The organism is Pectobacterium peruviense (assembly GCF_002847345.1).
Lineage (GTDB): Bacteria > Pseudomonadota > Gammaproteobacteria > Enterobacterales > Enterobacteriaceae > Pectobacterium > Pectobacterium peruviense.
The window spans coordinates 441,695-459,277 of record NZ_LXFV01000001.1 but is presented as its reverse complement, the minus strand read 5'-3'; the positions used below and the strand labels follow the sequence as shown (position 1 = coordinate 459,277).

At 47.1% G+C, this 17,583-nt stretch carries 18 protein-coding genes; 11 read left to right on the top strand and 7 right to left on the bottom strand.

Annotated features, from left to right (window positions below; translation table 11 throughout):
- Nucleotides 1–32 precede the first annotated feature (32 nt).
- Complete coding sequence (locus A0G03_RS22030) at nt 33–197, bottom strand: SymE family type I addiction module toxin (RefSeq protein WP_072062037.1); 165 nt, start codon at nt 195–197, stop codon at nt 33–35.
- Between A0G03_RS22030 and A0G03_RS02115 the strand changes: the two genes are divergently transcribed.
- Both A0G03_RS02115 and A0G03_RS02110 read left to right on the top strand, forming a co-directional pair.
- Nucleotides 159–1,547 carry a VENN motif pre-toxin domain-containing protein gene (locus tag A0G03_RS02115; RefSeq protein WP_167389288.1) on the top strand — a complete coding sequence of 463 codons (1,389 nt, stop codon included), beginning with the start codon at nt 159–161 and terminating at the stop codon, nt 1,545–1,547. The two genes, A0G03_RS22030 and A0G03_RS02115, sit on opposite strands and share 39 nt — an antisense overlap.
- Nucleotides 1,548–1,551: 4 nt before the next feature.
- The gene (locus A0G03_RS02110) at nt 1,552–1,914 is read left to right on the top strand and encodes a hypothetical protein (protein WP_048259992.1); all 363 of its coding nucleotides are present in this window, start codon (nt 1,552–1,554) and stop codon (nt 1,912–1,914) included.
- A 78-nt stretch (nt 1,915–1,992) separates the two neighbouring features.
- On the opposite strand, the gene A0G03_RS02105 is transcribed toward A0G03_RS02110, so the two are convergent.
- On the bottom strand, nt 1,993–2,079 hold the full coding sequence (locus tag A0G03_RS02105; RefSeq protein WP_244177682.1) for a SymE family type I addiction module toxin: 87 nt from the start codon (nt 2,077–2,079) through the stop codon (nt 1,993–1,995).
- 249 nt (nt 2,080–2,328) lie between these two features.
- Here A0G03_RS02105 and A0G03_RS02100 point away from each other — a divergent pair, with 249 nt between their 5' ends.
- The 5 genes from A0G03_RS02100 to A0G03_RS02080 all read left to right on the top strand — a co-directional run bounded on the left by A0G03_RS02100 (nt 2,329) and on the right by A0G03_RS02080 (nt 5,563).
- Nucleotides 2,329–2,604, top strand: a complete 276-nt coding sequence (locus A0G03_RS02100) for a DUF6966 domain-containing protein (RefSeq protein ID WP_048259993.1) — start codon at nt 2,329–2,331, stop codon at nt 2,602–2,604.
- A gap of 109 nt (nt 2,605–2,713) precedes the next feature.
- A complete protein-coding gene (locus A0G03_RS02095) occupies nt 2,714–2,974 on the top strand; it encodes a hypothetical protein (protein WP_048259994.1) in 261 nt (86 codons plus the stop codon).
- Between the two features lie 61 nt (nt 2,975–3,035).
- Entirely contained in the window at nt 3,036–3,587 is a 552-nt protein-coding gene (locus A0G03_RS02090; protein WP_048259995.1) for a hypothetical protein, read from the top strand.
- 51 nt (nt 3,588–3,638) lie between these two features.
- Nucleotides 3,639–4,004 carry a hypothetical protein gene (locus A0G03_RS02085; RefSeq protein ID WP_048259996.1) on the top strand — a complete coding sequence of 122 codons (366 nt, stop codon included), beginning with the start codon at nt 3,639–3,641 and terminating at the stop codon, nt 4,002–4,004.
- Between the two features lie 437 nt (nt 4,005–4,441).
- Nucleotides 4,442–5,563, top strand: coding sequence for an ABC transporter substrate-binding protein (locus tag A0G03_RS02080; RefSeq protein ID WP_048259997.1), 1,122 nt, complete (start codon nt 4,442–4,444; stop codon nt 5,561–5,563).
- Between the two features lie 169 nt (nt 5,564–5,732).
- On the opposite strand, the gene A0G03_RS02075 is transcribed toward A0G03_RS02080, so the two are convergent.
- The 3 genes from A0G03_RS02075 to A0G03_RS02065 form a co-directional block, all read right to left on the bottom strand.
- A complete protein-coding gene (locus A0G03_RS02075; RefSeq protein ID WP_048259998.1) occupies nt 5,733–7,439 on the bottom strand; it encodes a pectate lyase in 1,707 nt (568 codons plus the stop codon).
- Nucleotides 7,440–7,538: 99 nt separating this feature from the next.
- A complete protein-coding gene (locus tag A0G03_RS02070) occupies nt 7,539–8,291 on the bottom strand; it encodes an oligogalacturonate-specific porin KdgM family protein (protein ID WP_048259999.1) in 753 nt (250 codons plus the stop codon).
- Between the two features lie 130 nt (nt 8,292–8,421).
- Nucleotides 8,422–9,240: an oligogalacturonate-specific porin KdgM family protein gene (locus tag A0G03_RS02065; protein WP_048260000.1), complete on the bottom strand. Its 819-nt coding sequence runs from the start codon at nt 9,238–9,240 to the stop codon at nt 8,422–8,424.
- A gap of 684 nt (nt 9,241–9,924) precedes the next feature.
- Here A0G03_RS02065 and A0G03_RS02060 point away from each other — a divergent pair.
- On the top strand, nt 9,925–11,676 hold the full coding sequence (locus tag A0G03_RS02060) for a type III effector HrpK domain-containing protein (RefSeq protein ID WP_048260001.1): 1,752 nt from the start codon (nt 9,925–9,927) through the stop codon (nt 11,674–11,676).
- A gap of 23 nt (nt 11,677–11,699) precedes the next feature.
- Here A0G03_RS02060 and A0G03_RS21825 read toward each other — a convergent pair whose 3' ends face one another.
- Nucleotides 11,700–11,876 carry a hypothetical protein gene (locus tag A0G03_RS21825; protein WP_167389287.1) on the bottom strand — a complete coding sequence of 59 codons (177 nt, stop codon included), beginning with the start codon at nt 11,874–11,876 and terminating at the stop codon, nt 11,700–11,702.
- A 346-nt stretch (nt 11,877–12,222) separates the two neighbouring features.
- Here A0G03_RS21825 and A0G03_RS02055 point away from each other — a divergent pair, with 346 nt between their 5' ends.
- A complete protein-coding gene (locus A0G03_RS02055) occupies nt 12,223–13,230 on the top strand; it encodes a Gfo/Idh/MocA family protein (protein WP_048260002.1) in 1,008 nt (335 codons plus the stop codon).
- 21 nt (nt 13,231–13,251) lie between these two features.
- Here the strand turns inward: A0G03_RS02055 and A0G03_RS02050 are convergent, their stop codons facing one another.
- Complete coding sequence (locus A0G03_RS02050; RefSeq protein WP_048260563.1) at nt 13,252–14,148, bottom strand: AraC family transcriptional regulator; 897 nt, start codon at nt 14,146–14,148, stop codon at nt 13,252–13,254.
- Nucleotides 14,149–14,291: 143 nt separating this feature from the next.
- Here A0G03_RS02050 and A0G03_RS02045 point away from each other — a divergent pair, with 143 nt between their 5' ends.
- Both A0G03_RS02045 and A0G03_RS02040 read left to right on the top strand, forming a co-directional pair.
- Nucleotides 14,292–15,620, top strand: coding sequence for a glycoside-pentoside-hexuronide (GPH):cation symporter (locus A0G03_RS02045; RefSeq protein ID WP_048260003.1), 1,329 nt, complete (start codon nt 14,292–14,294; stop codon nt 15,618–15,620).
- Between the two features lie 103 nt (nt 15,621–15,723).
- The gene (locus tag A0G03_RS02040) at nt 15,724–17,415 is read left to right on the top strand and encodes a glycoside hydrolase family 43 protein (RefSeq protein ID WP_048260004.1); all 1,692 of its coding nucleotides are present in this window, start codon (nt 15,724–15,726) and stop codon (nt 17,413–17,415) included.
- The last annotated feature ends 168 nt before the right edge of the window (nt 17,416–17,583 follow it).

The following is a 17,583-nucleotide window of genomic DNA, read 5'->3' as shown; positions in this document are numbered from 1 at the left end:
GGCCCTTGAGCCGGGATCGTTGTTTTTATCGGTCAGAACCGCAGTTCCGTCTCAATGACCAGTTTACCGCGCTCAACGGTGACGATAACAGGCTGGCCGGTGTTAAAACCGAGGTCTTCCAGCCACTTACCGTTGAGTTTAAGCTGCGGAAGCGAAAGGTGATTCCAAAGTCGAACGTCCGAAAGACGGCGATTCAGGCACTGGCGGGCGGGGATATCCAGAAAGCGATTGCCAGCGGCGCGTCACCGTATCTGGCACAGTTGGTGAAAGATGTCACGATGCCGAAAGATGAGAGCAAAGCCACAGCATCCGATATTGCAGCAAACGCGATGGCGCATGCGGTGGTGGGTGCGGTGGTTGCACAACTGTCGGGTCAGGATGCGGCAGCAGGGGCGCTAGGTGCCTCCAGCGGTGAACTGGCTGCCCGTGCCATCATGGCCAAAGAATACCCCGGCAAAACGGCGAACGACCTGACGGAAGCGGAGAAACAGTCAGTTAGCGCGCTCTCGACACTGGCCGCGGGGCTGGTATCCGGCCTGGCAAGCAACAGCACCGCCTCCGCCGCCAGCGGAGCGCAGTCAGGGCGTAATGCGGTGGAGAATAACTCGCTGGCCGGAGATAAAGCCCGTCAGTCAGTAAAAGAAAGTGCGGAATGGTGGAAGCAGCAGGTACGTGACAAGTTGGGTGAAGGCACTACATCGGCTATTGCGAACAGCATTATCAATGCTGTCGCTGATACTGGTGATACTGGTGATACTGGTGATGCTGCATTAGGTGGAACAGATTATGTTGCGGATGGTGCGATGGCACTGGCGTCATGTGCTGTCGGAGATGGTTATTGTAATAAGGCTTTAAGCGATCTGGCAGGTAAAAATCAGGCAGCAGCCGACGCAGTGAAAGCGCTGATGAAGAGTGAAACCTGGTCAGCAGTAGCCGACACGCTCAAACAGGCGTCTGGTGGCAATCAGGCCGCGCTGGAAGCGACAGGCGGAATATTGGCGAGCATATTTTTACCTGGTAAGAAAGTGCCGGAGTTCGGTGCTGTACTGGGAAAAACAGAAAAGCTGGTCAAGAATGCAGATGGTATTTACGAAGTAAAAGTCAATGTGACACCGCTGGAAGGACATGTCCGACTTAATACCCCGGATCTGGGGGGGAACGGTAAGCTAAAACCGGCGGAAGCCGCATCTGCCGCACAATTAGAGCCTACTCTTGGTACAATGGAGCGCTATACGCCTTCGCCTGGAACAAAATCAGGAACTTCACCTGATTTTGTAATTACGTCAGGCCCTAATAAAGGTAAAACCGTTGATGCCATGTATACGACCGATAGACTGTCACAAAAAGAAATCGATGGGCTAAATAAGTTTTATGAGAAGAACATGAGTGTTGGTAGTGGAAGAGATGTTATCCAAGATCACTTGCAAAAAGCTGACTTTGTGCCTGTCGATTTTAGAGTTCTAACGCCTGCTAACCAAAAAACCTTCATGGATTATATAAAAACACTGCCTAAAGCACAGCAAGATAAAGTTATTATTATGAGGTGATAGTATGGGGGCGAGTTTATTTATCGGTTGGAATGATAATGGGCAAAGAGAAAGTAATTTTCAAAGGACCGGGGGCTTTGTTAACGGGAGTTATTGGGATGCCTTTGGCGATCTACTGGATGCTGTGCTTTTACCAGACTATCCCGAACTGCATGAAATAATTAAATCTGAAGAAGGTGAATATCTAAAATTTTATTCATTTGTTGAGTTAGATAAGGTGGGTTTTAACCAGGCTGTTAAGCTAATCAGAGATTATATTGCAAAACAGAAGAATCCGACAGAATGGCAAAACATGGCGAATACTGTGTGGGAAGATGTTGCAGAGCCTTACATTATTCAGGATGAGCGTTATGACGTTAATGCATGAATAAAATAACGGCCAGTCAGTTTATTAAATTAAATTGACTAAAATCCCAGACCTCAGCGGCTGGGATTTTTTTGCCTGTCATTCAACTGCAGGCCGTATCACCAGTTGCTCCTGTTCAACGGTGATGACGACTGGGGTATCGGTCGCAAATCCCGTTGCTTCCAGCCAGTTAATTGGGAGTCTGGCAGAAAAGTCTTGTCATATAATTATGTTCGAGTGACGGAAACCTGCGGGATATGGCACGCGGATGATGGATATCGTGCGTACGTAAGCCGGGTTGAAGGCTCAGAAGCAAAGGCGAATATAATATATTTTCGTTATAAAGACAGCGTATATTATTGGTATTCAATAGATTGTGATTCCAACTTCGTGGATGTTATCAGGGTTTGAGATGATTTTTACAGGATATTTGGAATGATAAAAAACATTGAGATTAAAGAGATATTGAGTGAGATGGCATTTTTATTGTCCGGAAATAATATGAGTGAATGGTCGAGTATATTATTACGACTATGTTCCTACATTGATGACGATCCGCAAGATGCAATTTATAGGATTCTTAATTTTTACGGTGGTATGGGATCTTTGAATGATCTTGTATTGTGCGAAAATGGAAAAATGCTACAGACTGAGAATGATGTCTTTGATGAGTTAAGAACTCGTTTATATGAATTGTCTGTGTCTCGTTAGCAGCAAAACTCCAACTCCTAAAACAGGTCAGGATTTTTGTCTATCGGTCTACCACCATGTGGATAAGAAATCCCCTCTGCTAAATTGTTATATAACATAATGATATTAAATGACAAAGTCTCCTCATATAAATAATGCCATCAACCTATCTATTATCGAAGGGAACTCAGTAAAGGAGATCTCAGATGGATTTGAGGATCTTGTGACGGTAGTGTTTTTTTCTAAAAAAATATCTCAACAACTATGTTTTGAAATAAAAAGACAAGAACCAACATTAAGATATTTCTCCACAGCTAGAACTCCTCACAATAAAGCCGATGAAGGATTTATATGTGATGAGTATAAAGTTGCTATTTCCTATCCAAAATGAAATTTTATAATTAACAGGTTCCATAAAACGATAATAAAAAAACACAAAGGAGCGAAATGATATGATCCCAATTGGGTATTTAGCTAAAAGAGTCTCGTTGAAGCCAAATTGGCTTAAAACCGATAAAGTAAACGATATTTACTCGGTGAGTTGTTGTGTCTCTGATGCCTTTTGTGAATATATTCAGTTCTGGCGTCATAACGGCTACTGGCTGTTTGATTCGCCGGAGCTGATTTATTCTCTGGCAAAAGAGGAGGGGATTGATATGAGTGATACTACGATGTTTTATTACGAGGCATACGAGTATCAGTATGATGAAGATACATTAGAATGGAGTCTGTTCGAACCAGAAGTGTCTTTTGACACTGATGTGAAGATACCAGAGCAAAAAATATTGCAGGGTTTTGATATTGTCTCTTTTTACCTTGAGCAATCACCTGAGTGCTCCTACTTATCCTGTAACCATATGGCGGAAGAGTTGGATATCAATGAGCATTGCCTACTGGCTTCTTTTGATGATGCGAAAAGACATCTGGAAAGTGACGTTTTCCACGGCTGTGAACCGGGGCCTTGCAGAATATTTGCAGTGTATTCGGTGCCGTACGCGCAATAAGTTGATATAGAATACGTGGCGAAAATCAGACAGGTTAGGGATGTGCATTATATGAATAGGGGATTGGTTCAGCAGGCATTTAACGCTTTTTTTAATCGAGCTGCCTGTGCCACCGTGGCTGATTTTGATCTGTTTCAGCGTTATTTATCTGAGCTTCGAACCTATATCGCCGAGCTTGAACTGGCTTACGATCCCGTCGATCAATGGTCGTTAGAGGAACTGGAAAAAACGGCGGAGTTTTTACGGTATAACCAGCAGTGGATTGCCGGTGCAGAACAAATAAAAGCGCCGTTGCAGCAAGCGTTCGCAATTATTGCGCAGCATCGGGTGTTTCTGGATGAATATGGTCTGCTCCCGGATTATCTTGACGTTATGCCAGAAAATTTATTCTCCGGTGATGTTTTTCCCTCTGTGTGAAAATAAATTTCAATCCTAATATTCTCATTTCGGTATGGTATTAAATAATATCATTAAAATTGTAATAATTTCATAATATGAATAATCCAATCCTATATTTTTATATTGCATCTATCTCCACATAAAAGCGTAATCTCATTTTATCCATTCAATATTTTTAACTATATCGTTCGCTTTTTCTTCGTATGCATCTTTATTTAATCCTGTAAACTCACGGATTAATTCCATAGCATAAGTGTGAATATTGGCCTTTGGGCGGAAGATATTATAACGAAGGCTCATACTTTTTTATTTCGACTTTGTTTTGGCGATCTCATCGCCGCTCCAATCCTGCGCGTCGCGTACTCACGATTCGCTGGTCACACCGTTGCCGTTTCAACGGCTGATATCTGTTGTTTGTCGGCACGGGTTTTATTCATTAAGTGAAGGAAATCACAATGCAATACACTGGGAAGTACCTGAAGAAAACAGTGCTGATGTTGGCCATGATGGCCGGTCTCAGCGTCGGACAAAGTCAGGCGGGCGTCGAAATTGAGACGCGTTCGCTGGATCAAATCTATCAGAGTGCGTTGAGAGAAGGTGGTACGGTCACTGTCTATGCCGGTGGTGACGTGCAGTCGCAGCAAACTGGCTTCAAGAATGCATTTGAGACGCGTTTTCCTGGCATGAAACTGAATGTGATTGTCGATTACAGCAAATATCATGATGCCCGTATCGATAACCAACTGGCGACCGACACCCTGATTCCTGATGTGGTGCAGTTGCAAACGGTGCAGAATTTCCCGCGTTGGAAAAAGGAAGGCGTGTTGCTGAATTACAAGGCTCGGGGCTGGGACAAAATCTACCCAGAGTTTCGTGATGCGGATGGTGCCTGGACTGGCGCCTATGTCATTGCATTCAGCAATCTGGTCAACACCCAACTTTTGGATGAAAAATCCTGGCCGCGCGAAGTCAATGACTATCTTCGTCCCAATCTGAGGGGCAATTTGATTCTGGCCTATCCTAACGACGATGATGCGGTGTTGTTCTGGTACAAACTGGCTGTAGATAAATACGGCTGGGATTTTGTTAAAAAATTGCAGGAGCAGGATCCCGTCTACGTACGTGGCACCAACGTGCCCGGTGCTGAGATCGCGACAGGAAAATACAGCGCAACGTTTACCAGTTCCGGCGCACTCGTTCCGGCAGCCGATGCTGTAACCCGCTTTGTTCTGCCGAAGTCCGATCCGTTTGTCTCTTGGGCGCAACGTGCAGCCATCTTCAAACAGGCTAAACACCCAGAAAGCGCCAAGCTGTATCTGAGCTGGGTACTGGATCCGCAAACGCAGACTCAGGTCTCACGTATGTGGTCAGTACGTACCGATGTTGAGCCGCCAGTGGGTTACAAACATATCTGGGAATACCGTAACACGCGTCCTCAGGCTTTTGCTGATTTCATGTACGACCGTGGTGCGGTAGAACGTTTTCGCGCACAGCTGAGCCTGTATGTGGGTGAAGCCAAAGGAGAACCAACGCCGGGCTGGCTTGGCGTGCACCCAGAAGTCCCGTTGGTTAACTAACACCTGAAATTATTGCGTCAACTTATGCTGGTCACATCAATAGTGGCCAGCATTACGTTATATAAGTGCATCGTGTCATGGTTATCTTGTTCTGTGCATGGTTGAGCGGGGTAAGTAAGAGGGATTGCCAATGGCAGCGAACCACCATTGGCGCGTTGAGGATTAACGCTTATTTCTTGTTGTTGGGTTTCAATGTTTCACCAACGTTCAGCAGGAAGAGTTCGTTATCGCGAGTGGACACGCGCGTTGAACCATCTTCCATGCGGTAGCCGCCTTCGGTAAAGCCTGCGCCATTCAAGAACGGGGCAACGGACTGTGGCTGATTGCGTACCGCCGCTTCCAGCGCTAACAGGGCATAAGGCTCGATGGTGTCGACATCAGCATATTGTCTGTTGGAATCGGCCATGAAGAAGCCATTTTTATAACGTGTGCTGATAATGTTATCGCCCACTTTTTCCGCCAGCGACAAATAGTCTTTCACTTTGCTCGCCTGATACAGATCCAGCAGCGCGAACAGGGCATAGGGATCGTTGTTCTTGGTGGCGAGATCAACTTTGACGTCTTTACCCGGCGCTGAACCTAATTCACCCAGCCCTTGTGCGCCAGCGATACCACGTGCAACACGCCACAGTTCGGCGTCCGGTGAAACGGTATAGGCGCGAGCATACGAAAGCAGGAACGAATTATCCGCAGCATAAGGCTTGAGAACGGTGCCTTTTTTACCGTAGTAGCCGTCACGCGGCAGAACGTAGTTGGAAAGATCTTTGCCGTTAGCCAGCATCGGACGGAACGTGTTGTCGGATTCGTTGTAGGCATATTTGGCAAAGGCTTTCAGGCCGTCGGTTGTCCACGTCAGCAACTCTTTACCTTCCGCACCTAAATCTTTGCCCAGTTGAATCTGCATGAGCGCGTTTTCAGAATAAATCGTGCTGGTACGTCCTTTCAGCATCATATTGCCTTCCAACGCGGTCGGGCCGAACTCTGGGCCAAACTGACGTTGGGCGCGATCGCCGTATTTGGAATGCGTATCCGCATCATCGGTAGTTTCATCACGTTTCAGCGCCTGCGTAAACTGGTACACGCCAAGGCCGGTTGCCTTATCCCGTGGCAGTACATACTGCTGCGCCAAACGTTTTGCCCAGACCAGCGCGCCATCTTCCTTATTGTATTTATACAGCAGCGATGCGGAATAGATCAGATCGTTACCCGCATTCAGGAAGCTGAGGCCCTTGGTGGCGAAGAAGGGCGGCTGTTGTTCGAACGGGCTTTGCCAGAGTGCACCTATTTTTTGCCCGTATTTACCGTGGCGACTGGTTTCCATAACCTTCCAGTCATAAACGTGCGCATTCCAGAAACCGCGAATAAAGCGTGCAGTCGCGTCTTTATCAACGCTGAACATCAAATCGTAGTAGGGATAGGCATTTTTCAGCTCATGCACCATCTCTTTTTCACTCGGGCCTTCCGGTTGCAGCGTTTTTAAATCAACGAAGCGGTGGCCGCCCCAAATCAGCAGGCCGCTCTCATCCTGATAATGTTGAAAGTGGTACTTCACAATCGCTTCGGCACGCTGCTTATAGCTGGCATTACCGCTCAGGTTGCTGAGACCAACCAGCACGCGCATCAGGTTCTGCTGAGCGGAGAAGTTGGATAATACGGCCTGACGACCATCAGGGAAGATCCACTCCATCTGTTTGCCAGTACGTGGATCGACGCCATCAGCAAGCAGTGGTGTAGGTGATTGACCGTGATAATGGTCACCGGCTTTCGCCAGCACGTTGTCAACATACTGATTGACGATGGTGAGACGGTCCGGTGTAGCCGCGCTGGCCTGTAAAGCGACCAGACCCGCAAGGAGCGACAGCGCAAATCTTTTCATATTATCTACCTGTAACGAGTGTGAATCCGTAGCTGTAATAAAGGGATCCCGTTTGATTAACAGGATCCCCGAGAAACATTGCGTAGCAGTAAGTCGGCGTTAGAACGTATAGGTAAAGCCGACTTTGCCTTTTCCTTCACGTGATTTCACATCGCGCCCGCTGGCGACATCTTCAACACCAACGTGTGCCGTCCAGTTGTCGTTGATGGTGTAAGACAGGTCAAAGTCCTGCTGATAGTCATGCTTTTTGTTGTTTTGCAGCACGTAATCCGCGTGATAGTAGTAAGCGGTGTACGCCAGCGTGAAGTTATCAAAGCCTTTGTAGGCAACACCTGCTTCATAACGGTGACGGTGGGTGTCATCATCCGTGCTGGTACGCTTGCTGCGAGTGATTTTTCTGAGGTCATAGCGATATTGCGCATGAAGATCCGCCTTATCCGTCAAAGCCCAGGTCAGTTTTAACCCCGGCGTATAGCGTGCACCGGAAGTTTGACTATCGCCGATGTTACCCACTGTACCTTCACCGCTGGTGCCACCGGAGTAGAAGCGGGCTTCCAGATTGGGCGTCAGTGTTAACTCAGGCGTTAAGCTGTAGGCATAACCGGTATAAAAAGCATAAGAATTCGAGACGACATCATCGATGGTCAGATCTTTATTCTTATTATAAAAATTCAGCTCAACGCCGACGTACAGGCCATTATCCATAAAATGTCGCATGCCGACTTCATCACCATGATAGCGATTCATTGTTCCCCAACTATGTTCATAGCTGAGTTTGGTATCAGAAGCTGAGGCGGAAATAGCATAAATTTGGGCAAAGAGAATACCGGCCACAAGGTAGCGCTTTTTCATTATGGGCACCATTAATATTGGTCGTTAATTATGAAAACTGTGCGCTGATAGACAAAATTCATTCATGAGTTTATTTTTCATCAACGCGATACGAAATACAGCATATTTGCTTTATAAAACTCTGCATTTCTTAGAAAACGTAGTTGAAACCAACTTTGATTTTCCCCTGACGGCTTGATGATGTGCTGGATTGGCTAATATCATCATACTCAATGTAAGGAGTTAGCTGTTTGTTTAACTTATATTGAACTTTGAACTGATGCTCATAGTCCGTTTTACCGTTGTCATAGACGGCGTATTCTCTTTCTGTGAATTCACCCTTGCTATATTTATACGACTTGGTGGTGTTATCACCGATATAGTAGTTAAAGACGTAAGTCAGATTAATTTTATCAAACCCAGAATAGGTTACCCCTGCATCCAGACGGTGGCGCCCGGTGTCTGATTTTGATAAATAAGATTCCCCTGCGTAACCATATTTGTCTGACGTGGAAATGATCGAATAACGTGAACTACGAGTCGGTTTTTTATATTCGTAGCGATAGCGGCCATAAGTGGACCAGTCACTGTTGATTCGGTAGTTATATTTTAGCCCCGGCTGATACATCATGGAGGCGTTCCCGATGGAGAACTCGAAGCTAGGTGTTAAGGTTGCGGCCTTGCTTAGCTTGAAGTCCTTACCAATCACCATGCCGCCTGAGCCGCCTTGCATATCGTCATAGGCGACGTCGTAGTTGCTGTTCCCGCCCGCAGACGTACTGAATTTGACTTCGTATGACCAGCCGTTTGTTTTCTTGTGAATGAGCTTGATGGAATCTGAGTGGCGGCGGTCTTCCGTCTTCCAGTTATGTTCATATTGGAAGGTAGTTTTGCCATCTGTTTCTGCTTGGGCAAGAAAAGGGGCGAATCCGGCACAAACGATGAGTAGGTTACGTGTGTATATTTTCATTCTATCTTTCTCTTTTTTGAATAAATAATATTTTTGGCGAGTGCAGTCTCTATCTTTAAAACCAGACAGTTGATGTCATTTTTTGGGCGTAAAAATAGAATCACCAGGAATGATGATGACGCCATTAATAATGTCAGACAGGGCGTTTTCCCTGGTAAATCAGGAGCTATTAATTCATCGGATACCCCTTATATACGGCTTTGCTTATGCGTATTTCAATCAGCGAAATGGCTTATGCTGATGAGTGAGTGTCGAACATTTCTACCTTTTACTGGTCAATCTAATTAATCAGTAAACTTGATAATTAGGCTGTGTGGCATTATGGTGAAAAGGAAACGCTGTTTCATTTATGTGGATCACACATTTGGTTACCATTTGAAATTTTTTGTAATCATTTAGTCTGGTTATTGTAAGGGAAGGGACTGGATGCCATGGAGATCGTTGTTGTCAGGTTGATGGATGCCCGAAAATATTTCTCTGGGAGTGACGTCCCTATAAAACGAATAAATAACCGACAGCCATCAAATATTCCGGAATATTTTTAGGGAACCCACTGCATTTTTACGCCACTCATATCTAGCTATCTCCGTCATGCTGCGGCCAGCACGTTCGCAGGCCTTTCTGTGATCGAATGACTCGGGACATCCGTTTATTAAGCCTGATAACAGCAGAATGGGGACGTTGATGATCAACCGTATTGAGAGCAAAGGCAGTTGGGGAAACGCCGCGGCGGCATATGGCACAGAAGCCAACAGACAACATGGGCAACATGCAGCATTGCCCGCTGCGCAGTCGGGTCCGCGTTCAATCGATTTTGGCGATGCGTTGCCGAGCGTGCCGCTGGTTCCTTCTGATGTGAGAACGACGGTACCGGTGCGCGCATTGCCCCCCATGCAGATTGCAGATAGCTCACTGATTGCGGAGCCGAAACCTCTCGTCGATCTTCAGGCGATCGATAGCTCTGAACACAGTAACGCGAAAGCACTGGAAAAGTGGTCGACACTGCTGAGCGATCTGCCGGAAAACGAACGCGAGAAGGCGGCGAAGGAACTGAACCGCCCGCTGGCCGCAGCGAAAATGCTACAGGATGGCGGAATAAGTGCGGAAAAAGCACTGATCTATCTGCGTGAAAATCCTGCCATCTATACGGCGATGGATACGGCAAAAGATGGCGGCAGAGCCGACGGACATATCTCAAATCGGGATACCAAATCTTTTATTAAAGACATGGAACGGCGCGCCAGCGATGCCAGTCACGCCGTGAAGGAATACCAGACTAAAAATCCGGCAGCCGATGCACAATCGCTGCGGTTAGTGCAATCTTCGGCGCTTTTGCTGGCTAATGAACCCCTGCTTAATGCTGCCGATCCCAAAAAATCCTACACGGATTCTCCCCCACAACAGAACGATCGCACCAGCACGTTGACCGATCTGAATGCGATCATGACTCATAACCCGACGTTGTCACCTCAGCTTAAAGCCGCCGCCAAACTGTGGTCGAATCCGGGATTATTCGGGATCCTGGAACATGCGGATGTTAAAGGGGAGAAACTGGCGCGTGTCTCGCACGATGGCAAACTGATGATGAAGGACATGAAAAACTGGATTCGTGAACAGGCCCCGACAAACCGTCAGGAAGCGGCGGATACGCTGCACAACGCGGCAGCATTGGGGCTGGCAGCGAAAACCGATATCAGCAATCTGAATGAGGCTGTTTTTACCCAACCGCAGCAATACAGCGGGGCGCAAAAATCGGCGACGCTGGTCAAACTGCAACAGACGCTGGAACAGGTGGTCGCAGGGCGAGAATACCGGAACACGGAAGAAACGGAAAAGGTGCTGAATCAACGTATTGAGGCGCTACAGAAAGACGGAGATGTGATTCAACATTTTGAGCGAGCGGTGCCGCGAGAGATTAACACCATCTTACTGTCCGACCCGCTGTTAGCACAGGCGGGAATAAGCCAACGTTTTTCTGCGGTGTCACCAACCGCGCCGCGATCTGTTGGGCTGGATACTTCACTTTCGGCTTCGTCTCACGCAGGTTCGGAAGCAAAAAGCGATGCACAGGTGGTCAAAGATGCCGGACGCAGCGTGATGGATTTTGCTAAATCGTCGCTGCATGCAGAGGATTTAACCAAGGCTGCGGGGAGCAAAACGGCCATTGGGCTGGCGGGTAAAGCGGGGGCGGCGATTGCCGGGAAAGTGGTCGGTGCTATTGCGGGTGAAGCTGCGGGTGCAGCGGCAGCCTCTGCTGTTGGCGCTGCCGCAGGCCCAGTCGGTTGGGCGGTGAGCGGGGCACTCAGTATCGGTATGGGGATTGCGGAGTTGGTAAATTTCTTCAACGCCAAAAGCAAACTCAAACATCGGCGAGAAGATTTTGCCAGGACAGTTAACCCCACGCTGGAACAGTTCAATATCCCCAAACCGCGCTAAGGCGTCAGCTTAACTTTCAACGCTTAAATTTCAAAACCGGGTGCGACTTCTTTCACTGGTTTTTTGCACGCTTCTGGCTTCGGTTGATTCGCTGGCAGGTTTTTGCAGTCTGGGGCAAAAGGATTCAACGCATCGCGATTCAGATAGAGCACAAACAAGATCAGAAGGAGGAGGGGGATCAGAATACGTTTTCTTTTCATGGTTATCTTTCTTGGTTACGTTGCAGAAAATGTAGGTATATGTCAAAAAAACAGGAAAAATTCTAACGCGTTGTGTGGCTTTTGTCTTTAGCTAGTCCCGTTTCCACTCTATACACGTCATACTTCAAGCTGCTTGTGCGTTGGCTGCCCTTACTCACCCCAGTCACTTACTTGAGTAAGCTCCTGGGGATTCGCTCAGTTGCCGCGTTACAAGACCCATAAATGAGTCTTGCCCTAAAGGGCCAACGCTTTGGCGTTGTTCAAAACGCTAGCGTTTTGTCATGCAGCTCGAATTATTTTGGGTATATTGTAGTGATTCGGCATAGCGAGATCGGCAGAGGTGAAGATGAAGAAGATTCGGTTTGCAGCGATTGGATTAGCACACAACCACATTTATGACATGTGTCAGCAGCTCATTGATGCTGGTGCTGAGCTGGTTGGCGTATTCGAATCTGACCTAGATAATCGGGCAAAATTTACCTCGCTTTTCCCTTCCGTTCCTTTTGCCGCTTCTGCGGAACAGCTGATTACCGATGCGTCTATCGATCTCATCGCCTGTGCGGTGATTCCCTGTGACAGAGCTGAATTGGCGCTGCGCACGCTGGATGCGGGCAAGGATTTTTTCACGGCCAAACCGCCGCTGACCACGTTGGAACAATTGGATGCCGTTCAACGTCGGGTGACGGAAACTGGCCGCAAGTTTGCCGTGTACTTTAATGAACGCATCAATGTGGATAGCGCGCTGTTTGCCGGTGAACTGGTGCAACGGGGCGAAATCGGGCGGGTGATTCAGACAATTGGCGTCGGTCCGCATCGTGAACGTGGTGCGCGGCCTGACTGGTTTTATCAAAAGCGTCAGTACGGCGGGATCCTCTGCGATATCGGCATCCATCAAATCGAACAGTTTCTCTATTTTACCGGCAACACCGATGCGCGCGTGGTGACCAGCCAGACGGCGAATTATCACCATCCGCACCACCCTGAATTTGAGGATTTTGGCGATGCCATGCTGCTGGGCGACAATGGGGCAACGGGCTATTTTCGCTGTGACTGGTTTACGCCGGATGGGTTGAGCGTTTGGGGCGACGGTCGCCTGACAATACTGGGGACGGAAGGCTATATCGAAATCAGGAAATATGTCGATCTCACGCGTGGGGAAAGCAATGTCGTTTATCTGGTGAATGGCAAAGGTGAACAGCGCTTTACTCCTGCGGGTAGCGTCGAACGCACTTTTTTCCCCGATTTTCTGCGTGACTGCCGTGAGCGCACCGAAAACGCGATGTCGCAATCGCATATCTTTAAGGCAACAGCGCTGTCGATTCTGGCGCAGCAGGCCGCGAAGAAGATCGCCTGACGATCCCACGACCGCTGTTCATCAATCCGGCAGACACGGCGTCATTTGAACGGGGGCGGCCAAATTTTGTGATGCCCAGATCCTGTGTCTGAAAGTGGCTGGGCTACAGCCCATGACGATTTTAAATTTCATGCAAAAATACGCGCTGTCCGTAAAACCCGCATTCTCAGCAATATCTGCAATTTTTAACTCCGTCGAGGAAAGTAACCGGATGGCGTGTTTTATTTTCTTTAATAGCATGTACTTTTTAAACGTCATGCCAAAGTAACCTTTAAAAAGCCGAGAAAAATAGGATTTTGACCAGTTGCAGGCAGCAGAAGCCTCCGCTGTGGTGATCTCCGACTCCGTGCTGTTTTCCAAGCTGTACAGATATTTTATCAGGGTTGATGCGCTGGACGTAACATCGTGGCTGCTTTTATTTTCCTCTTGACTATCGAAAGAAAATACCAACTCAATAAATGAAGCTAATAATTTCGTTATCAATATTGATGACTTGTTGTGGATAAATAACTCATTGCACCAGGACAGCAGTGTATCAATTCGTGCTGCGTTTTTTTCGTCAATATGGAAGACAAGTGGCTTTGACTTTTTTAGCGAGGAAATTGATGGGTTAGTGTCGTTGATGAAATCAGTCTCGAACTGAAATAAATAGCGAAGATGATCTGATTGAGGCGATAGGAACATATCGTGAATGACGAGGGCAGGGACGAAGATGAGCGTATTGTCTTTTATTTTATATTGGTCGTCGTTAATGGAAAATAAACCTTCTGCGCTTCTGAACCACATAATTTCATTCATGAAGTGATAGTGGGGGATAACATCACAGCCGTTAAATTGCAGAACGTCATCCTCCACCAGCGTATAAAGCTCCCCAGTTAAAACGGGAATGATTTCGTAAATGGGATGTTCGTCACTCATAGGGTTCACTTTCATTATATTTTTATCTTTTTTTTATACATATCTCCCCGGTGAAAATCAATAACCTGATTTTGAGGATGAGAGAGTAAGCCTACTCCGAGTCCAAAAAGGGTTGAACTCTGTCAAATTGATGTGGGGGAGTTATGTCTGATTCCGCAATAAGTATTAAAGAAAAAATAGGGTATGGATTAGGGGACACGGCCTGTAATTTGGTCTGGCAGACGGTGATGTTGTTTATGGCGTACTTTTACACCGATGTCTTCGGCCTATCGCCAGATCATATGGGAACGATGTTTTTAGTGGTTCGGGCGATTGATGCGGTTATTGACGTCGGTATCGGTGCTCTGGCGGATAGAACGAGAACGCGGTTTGGCCAGTTCAGGCCGTATATTCTCTGGTTTGCTATTCCGTTTGGCGTGGTTTGCACATTGACGTTTTATACACCTGATTTCAGTTACACGGGGAAACTGATTTACGCTTATGCGTCTTACCTGCTGTTGTCCATCGTCTACAGCGCCATTAACGTGCCGTACTGCGCGATGATTAACAACATCAGTAACGATTCCCGCCAGCGGGTTTCTCTCCAGTCGTGGCGGTTTTCACTCAGCGCCATCGGCGGATTGATCGTCTCTATCTCCGCGTTGCCGCTGGTAACATACATTGGTAAAGGCAATATTCAGGAAGGCTACTTCTATACCATGATGGTATTTGGTGCACTGAGCGTTGTGTTCTTTTACCTCTGTTTCTCAAACACCCGCGAGCGATATATTTCCCCGATAGAACAAAATTCTGGGTCTGTTTGGCGTGATTTTAAAACGCTATGTGGGAATCGTGACTGGCGTAGCATGTTCACCTTAAATGTCGTCAACCTGATTGCGGTGTTATTCAAAGGTGGCAGCACGATTTATTACTGTAACTACGTGTTAAAACGCCCGGATATCAGCACGTATTTATTAACAACCGCGATTATTTCTGGAATCATTGGTGCATTCATTTCATCATCCGTATTCAAAAATATTGACAAGGTGAAAGGGTTTAAATATGCCATGTTTCTGGAGGCGATTTTACTGACGGTTATTTACCTCCTCTCACCCGATATGCTCTGGTTGATTTTCAGTGTTGTCATGGTGGTGAATGTTATTCAGGGTGCTGCAACGCCATTGCAATGGGGCATGATATCTGATGTGGTTGACGTGTTGGAAAAAGAAAGCGGTAGGAAATTAAGCGGCATTGTTTTTTCCACTAATTTGTTTGCCATTAAATTGGGCATCGCGCTGGGCGGTGCATTCATTGGTTGGTTGTTAGCCTGGAGTGGTTATATTGGCGGCGTGCCAATTCAGCCAGAAAAAGCCGTCAATACCGTCGCGCTTCTGTTTTCTATTTATCCTGCGCTACTGGTTTTTAGTCTGGTGATTATCATTAATCATTATACCTTGAATGATGCCAGACTTGAGGCAATAACGAAAACCTGACAATAAATCATCCTGTAAATGAAAACCCAAAAATAGCATTGGCTATGCAGATAATGCTGTCTGACGACATGTAATTAAAGAATAGGTTATAACGGAGTGCCTTATGATAAAAAATCCCATTTTTAAAGGATTCAATCCCGATCCGTCTATTTGTCGCCGTAATAATGATTATTACGTTGCCGTTTCCTCTTTTGAGTGGTTTCCCGGGATACCGATTTACCATTCTACTGACTTAAAAAATTGGACGTTGCATACCCATGTTTTGAATGATGAAAAGAAAGTCGATTTAACGCGACTGCCTTCAGCAAAGGGCATTTGGGCTCCGTGCCTCACCTGGTGTGAGGAGGAACAACTTTTTTACGTCATTTACGGCGTGATGAACTCAATGCATGGCCGATATTTCGATGTAGACAATTATCTGATTACGGCACCGGACATCACGGGTCCCTGGAGTGAGCCCGTCTATTTACATTCTGGTGGCTATGATGCCTCCATTTTGCATGACGATGATGGGCGGAAATGGATTGTGGCCGTCGATTGGGAAACGCGCGATGGCTACAATGGCGCGATTTCTCTGGTGGAATATTCACCGAAAACGCAGGCAGTCATCGGCTACCCGAAACGAATCTGGGCGGGGATGACGGGGATTGGCGCGGAAGGGCCGCATCTGACAAAGCGGGGCCGTTACTATTACCTGATGTGCGCGGAAGGCGGGACGGGCTACGGGCATTGCGTGACGATGGCGCGCGCGGAACAGGTCTGGGGCCCTTACGAAAGCGATGCGGGCAACCCGATTCTCACGTCGGTGAATCCAGTGCTATTTGAAAAGAATAACGCGGAATATGAGAAGCCCGATTTTTCTATCTTGGGTGTGAAAGACTATCTGCGGCCAGAGTGTTTTAACCCAGCGGTGCAAATACAAAAAGCAGGCCATGGCAGCTATGTCGAAACGCCCGAAGGCGAGGTGTATTTGGTCCATCTCTGCGCGCGGCCTTTCCAGCCAGAATTATGCTGCCCTTTAGGGCGCGAATCGGCAATACAGAAAATGCGCTGGACGGCGGATGGCTGGATGCGGTTAGAAGGGGATGACAACATTGCGAAAGCCGTCGTCGAATCGAGCGCCTTGCCTGAATCACTGTCATTCGTGACGCCTGCGCGTGATGATTTTAATGATGATACGCTCGCCCTGTATTACTACGCTCCGCGCATTCATCCGAACTCATTTACCGACCTGACGAGCCGGGCAAGCCATGTCTGTTTACGCGGGCAGGAGTCGTTGAGTTCCACGAATAAAGTCAGCGTGCTGGCTAGAAAATTGACCTCTGTTTACACGACAGTGAAAACCAAAATGTGCTTTACCCCAGAGGTGTTCCAGCATAGTGCAGGGCTCGTGTTGTATTACGACAACATGAACTATCTCTATTTACAAAAGCACTATTTACAAAAGCACGATGACGAAGAAAATCAGTGTGCGGCACTTTCCATTATCCACATGGAAAATGGCGCGAAGCGGGAAGACTGGCACGCCAGTGCATGGCTTACTGCCGATGCGGTGTATTTACGGCTGAAGATTGAAGGGCGGTCGATTTCCTTCGCCTGGTCGTATGACGATGTACATTATGAACCGGTCGGAAAAGTCTATGAAACGATCAAATTCTCGGATGAATACAGCCAGCATGGTGAATTTACCGGGTCGTTTGTCGGGATCGCCTGTGTAGACAGCGTATTGCACCAGCATACTGCCGCGTTTGATTTCTTCGATTATCAGGCAGATGAAAACCGAGACGTTGAATAAATGCCGTCAACGCAGCGATGTACTGTCTACGCGTTAACCCATAACAATTTATCTATAACGATTTATCTATAACAACTTTGCCGATAGCAACCGTGCTCCGCGATGGCGCACGGTTGTTCCTTTTCTGTGCATGATAATGAAACGGAATTATTTAATTCCATATAAATC

What these genes read in the sequence shown, in the direction of transcription:
- A0G03_RS02110 (WP_048259992.1), top strand. Translation starts at nt 1,552, where the DNA reads ATGGGGGCGAGTTTATTTATCGGTTGGAATGATAATGGGCAAAGAGAA.
- A0G03_RS02100 (WP_048259993.1), top strand. Translation starts at nt 2,329, where the DNA reads ATGATAAAAAACATTGAGATTAAAGAGATATTGAGTGAGATGGCATTT.
- A0G03_RS02095 (WP_048259994.1), top strand. Translation starts at nt 2,714, where the DNA reads ATGACAAAGTCTCCTCATATAAATAATGCCATCAACCTATCTATTATC.
- A0G03_RS02090 (WP_048259995.1), top strand. Translation starts at nt 3,036, where the DNA reads ATGATCCCAATTGGGTATTTAGCTAAAAGAGTCTCGTTGAAGCCAAAT.
- A0G03_RS02085 (WP_048259996.1), top strand. Translation starts at nt 3,639, where the DNA reads ATGAATAGGGGATTGGTTCAGCAGGCATTTAACGCTTTTTTTAATCGA.
- A0G03_RS02080 (WP_048259997.1), top strand. Translation starts at nt 4,442, where the DNA reads ATGCAATACACTGGGAAGTACCTGAAGAAAACAGTGCTGATGTTGGCC.
- A0G03_RS02075 (WP_048259998.1), bottom strand. Translation starts at nt 7,439, where the DNA reads ATGAAAAGATTTGCGCTGTCGCTCCTTGCGGGTCTGGTCGCTTTACAG.
- A0G03_RS02070 (WP_048259999.1), bottom strand. Translation starts at nt 8,291, where the DNA reads ATGAAAAAGCGCTACCTTGTGGCCGGTATTCTCTTTGCCCAAATTTAT.
- A0G03_RS02065 (WP_048260000.1), bottom strand. Translation starts at nt 9,240, where the DNA reads ATGAAAATATACACACGTAACCTACTCATCGTTTGTGCCGGATTCGCC.
- A0G03_RS02060 (WP_048260001.1), top strand. Translation starts at nt 9,925, where the DNA reads ATGATCAACCGTATTGAGAGCAAAGGCAGTTGGGGAAACGCCGCGGCG.
- A0G03_RS21825 (WP_167389287.1), bottom strand. Translation starts at nt 11,876, where the DNA reads ATGAAAAGAAAACGTATTCTGATCCCCCTCCTCCTTCTGATCTTGTTT.
- A0G03_RS02055 (WP_048260002.1), top strand. Translation starts at nt 12,223, where the DNA reads ATGAAGAAGATTCGGTTTGCAGCGATTGGATTAGCACACAACCACATT.
- A0G03_RS02050 (WP_048260563.1), bottom strand. Translation starts at nt 14,148, where the DNA reads ATGAGTGACGAACATCCCATTTACGAAATCATTCCCGTTTTAACTGGG.
- A0G03_RS02045 (WP_048260003.1), top strand. Translation starts at nt 14,292, where the DNA reads ATGTCTGATTCCGCAATAAGTATTAAAGAAAAAATAGGGTATGGATTA.
- A0G03_RS02040 (WP_048260004.1), top strand. Translation starts at nt 15,724, where the DNA reads ATGATAAAAAATCCCATTTTTAAAGGATTCAATCCCGATCCGTCTATT.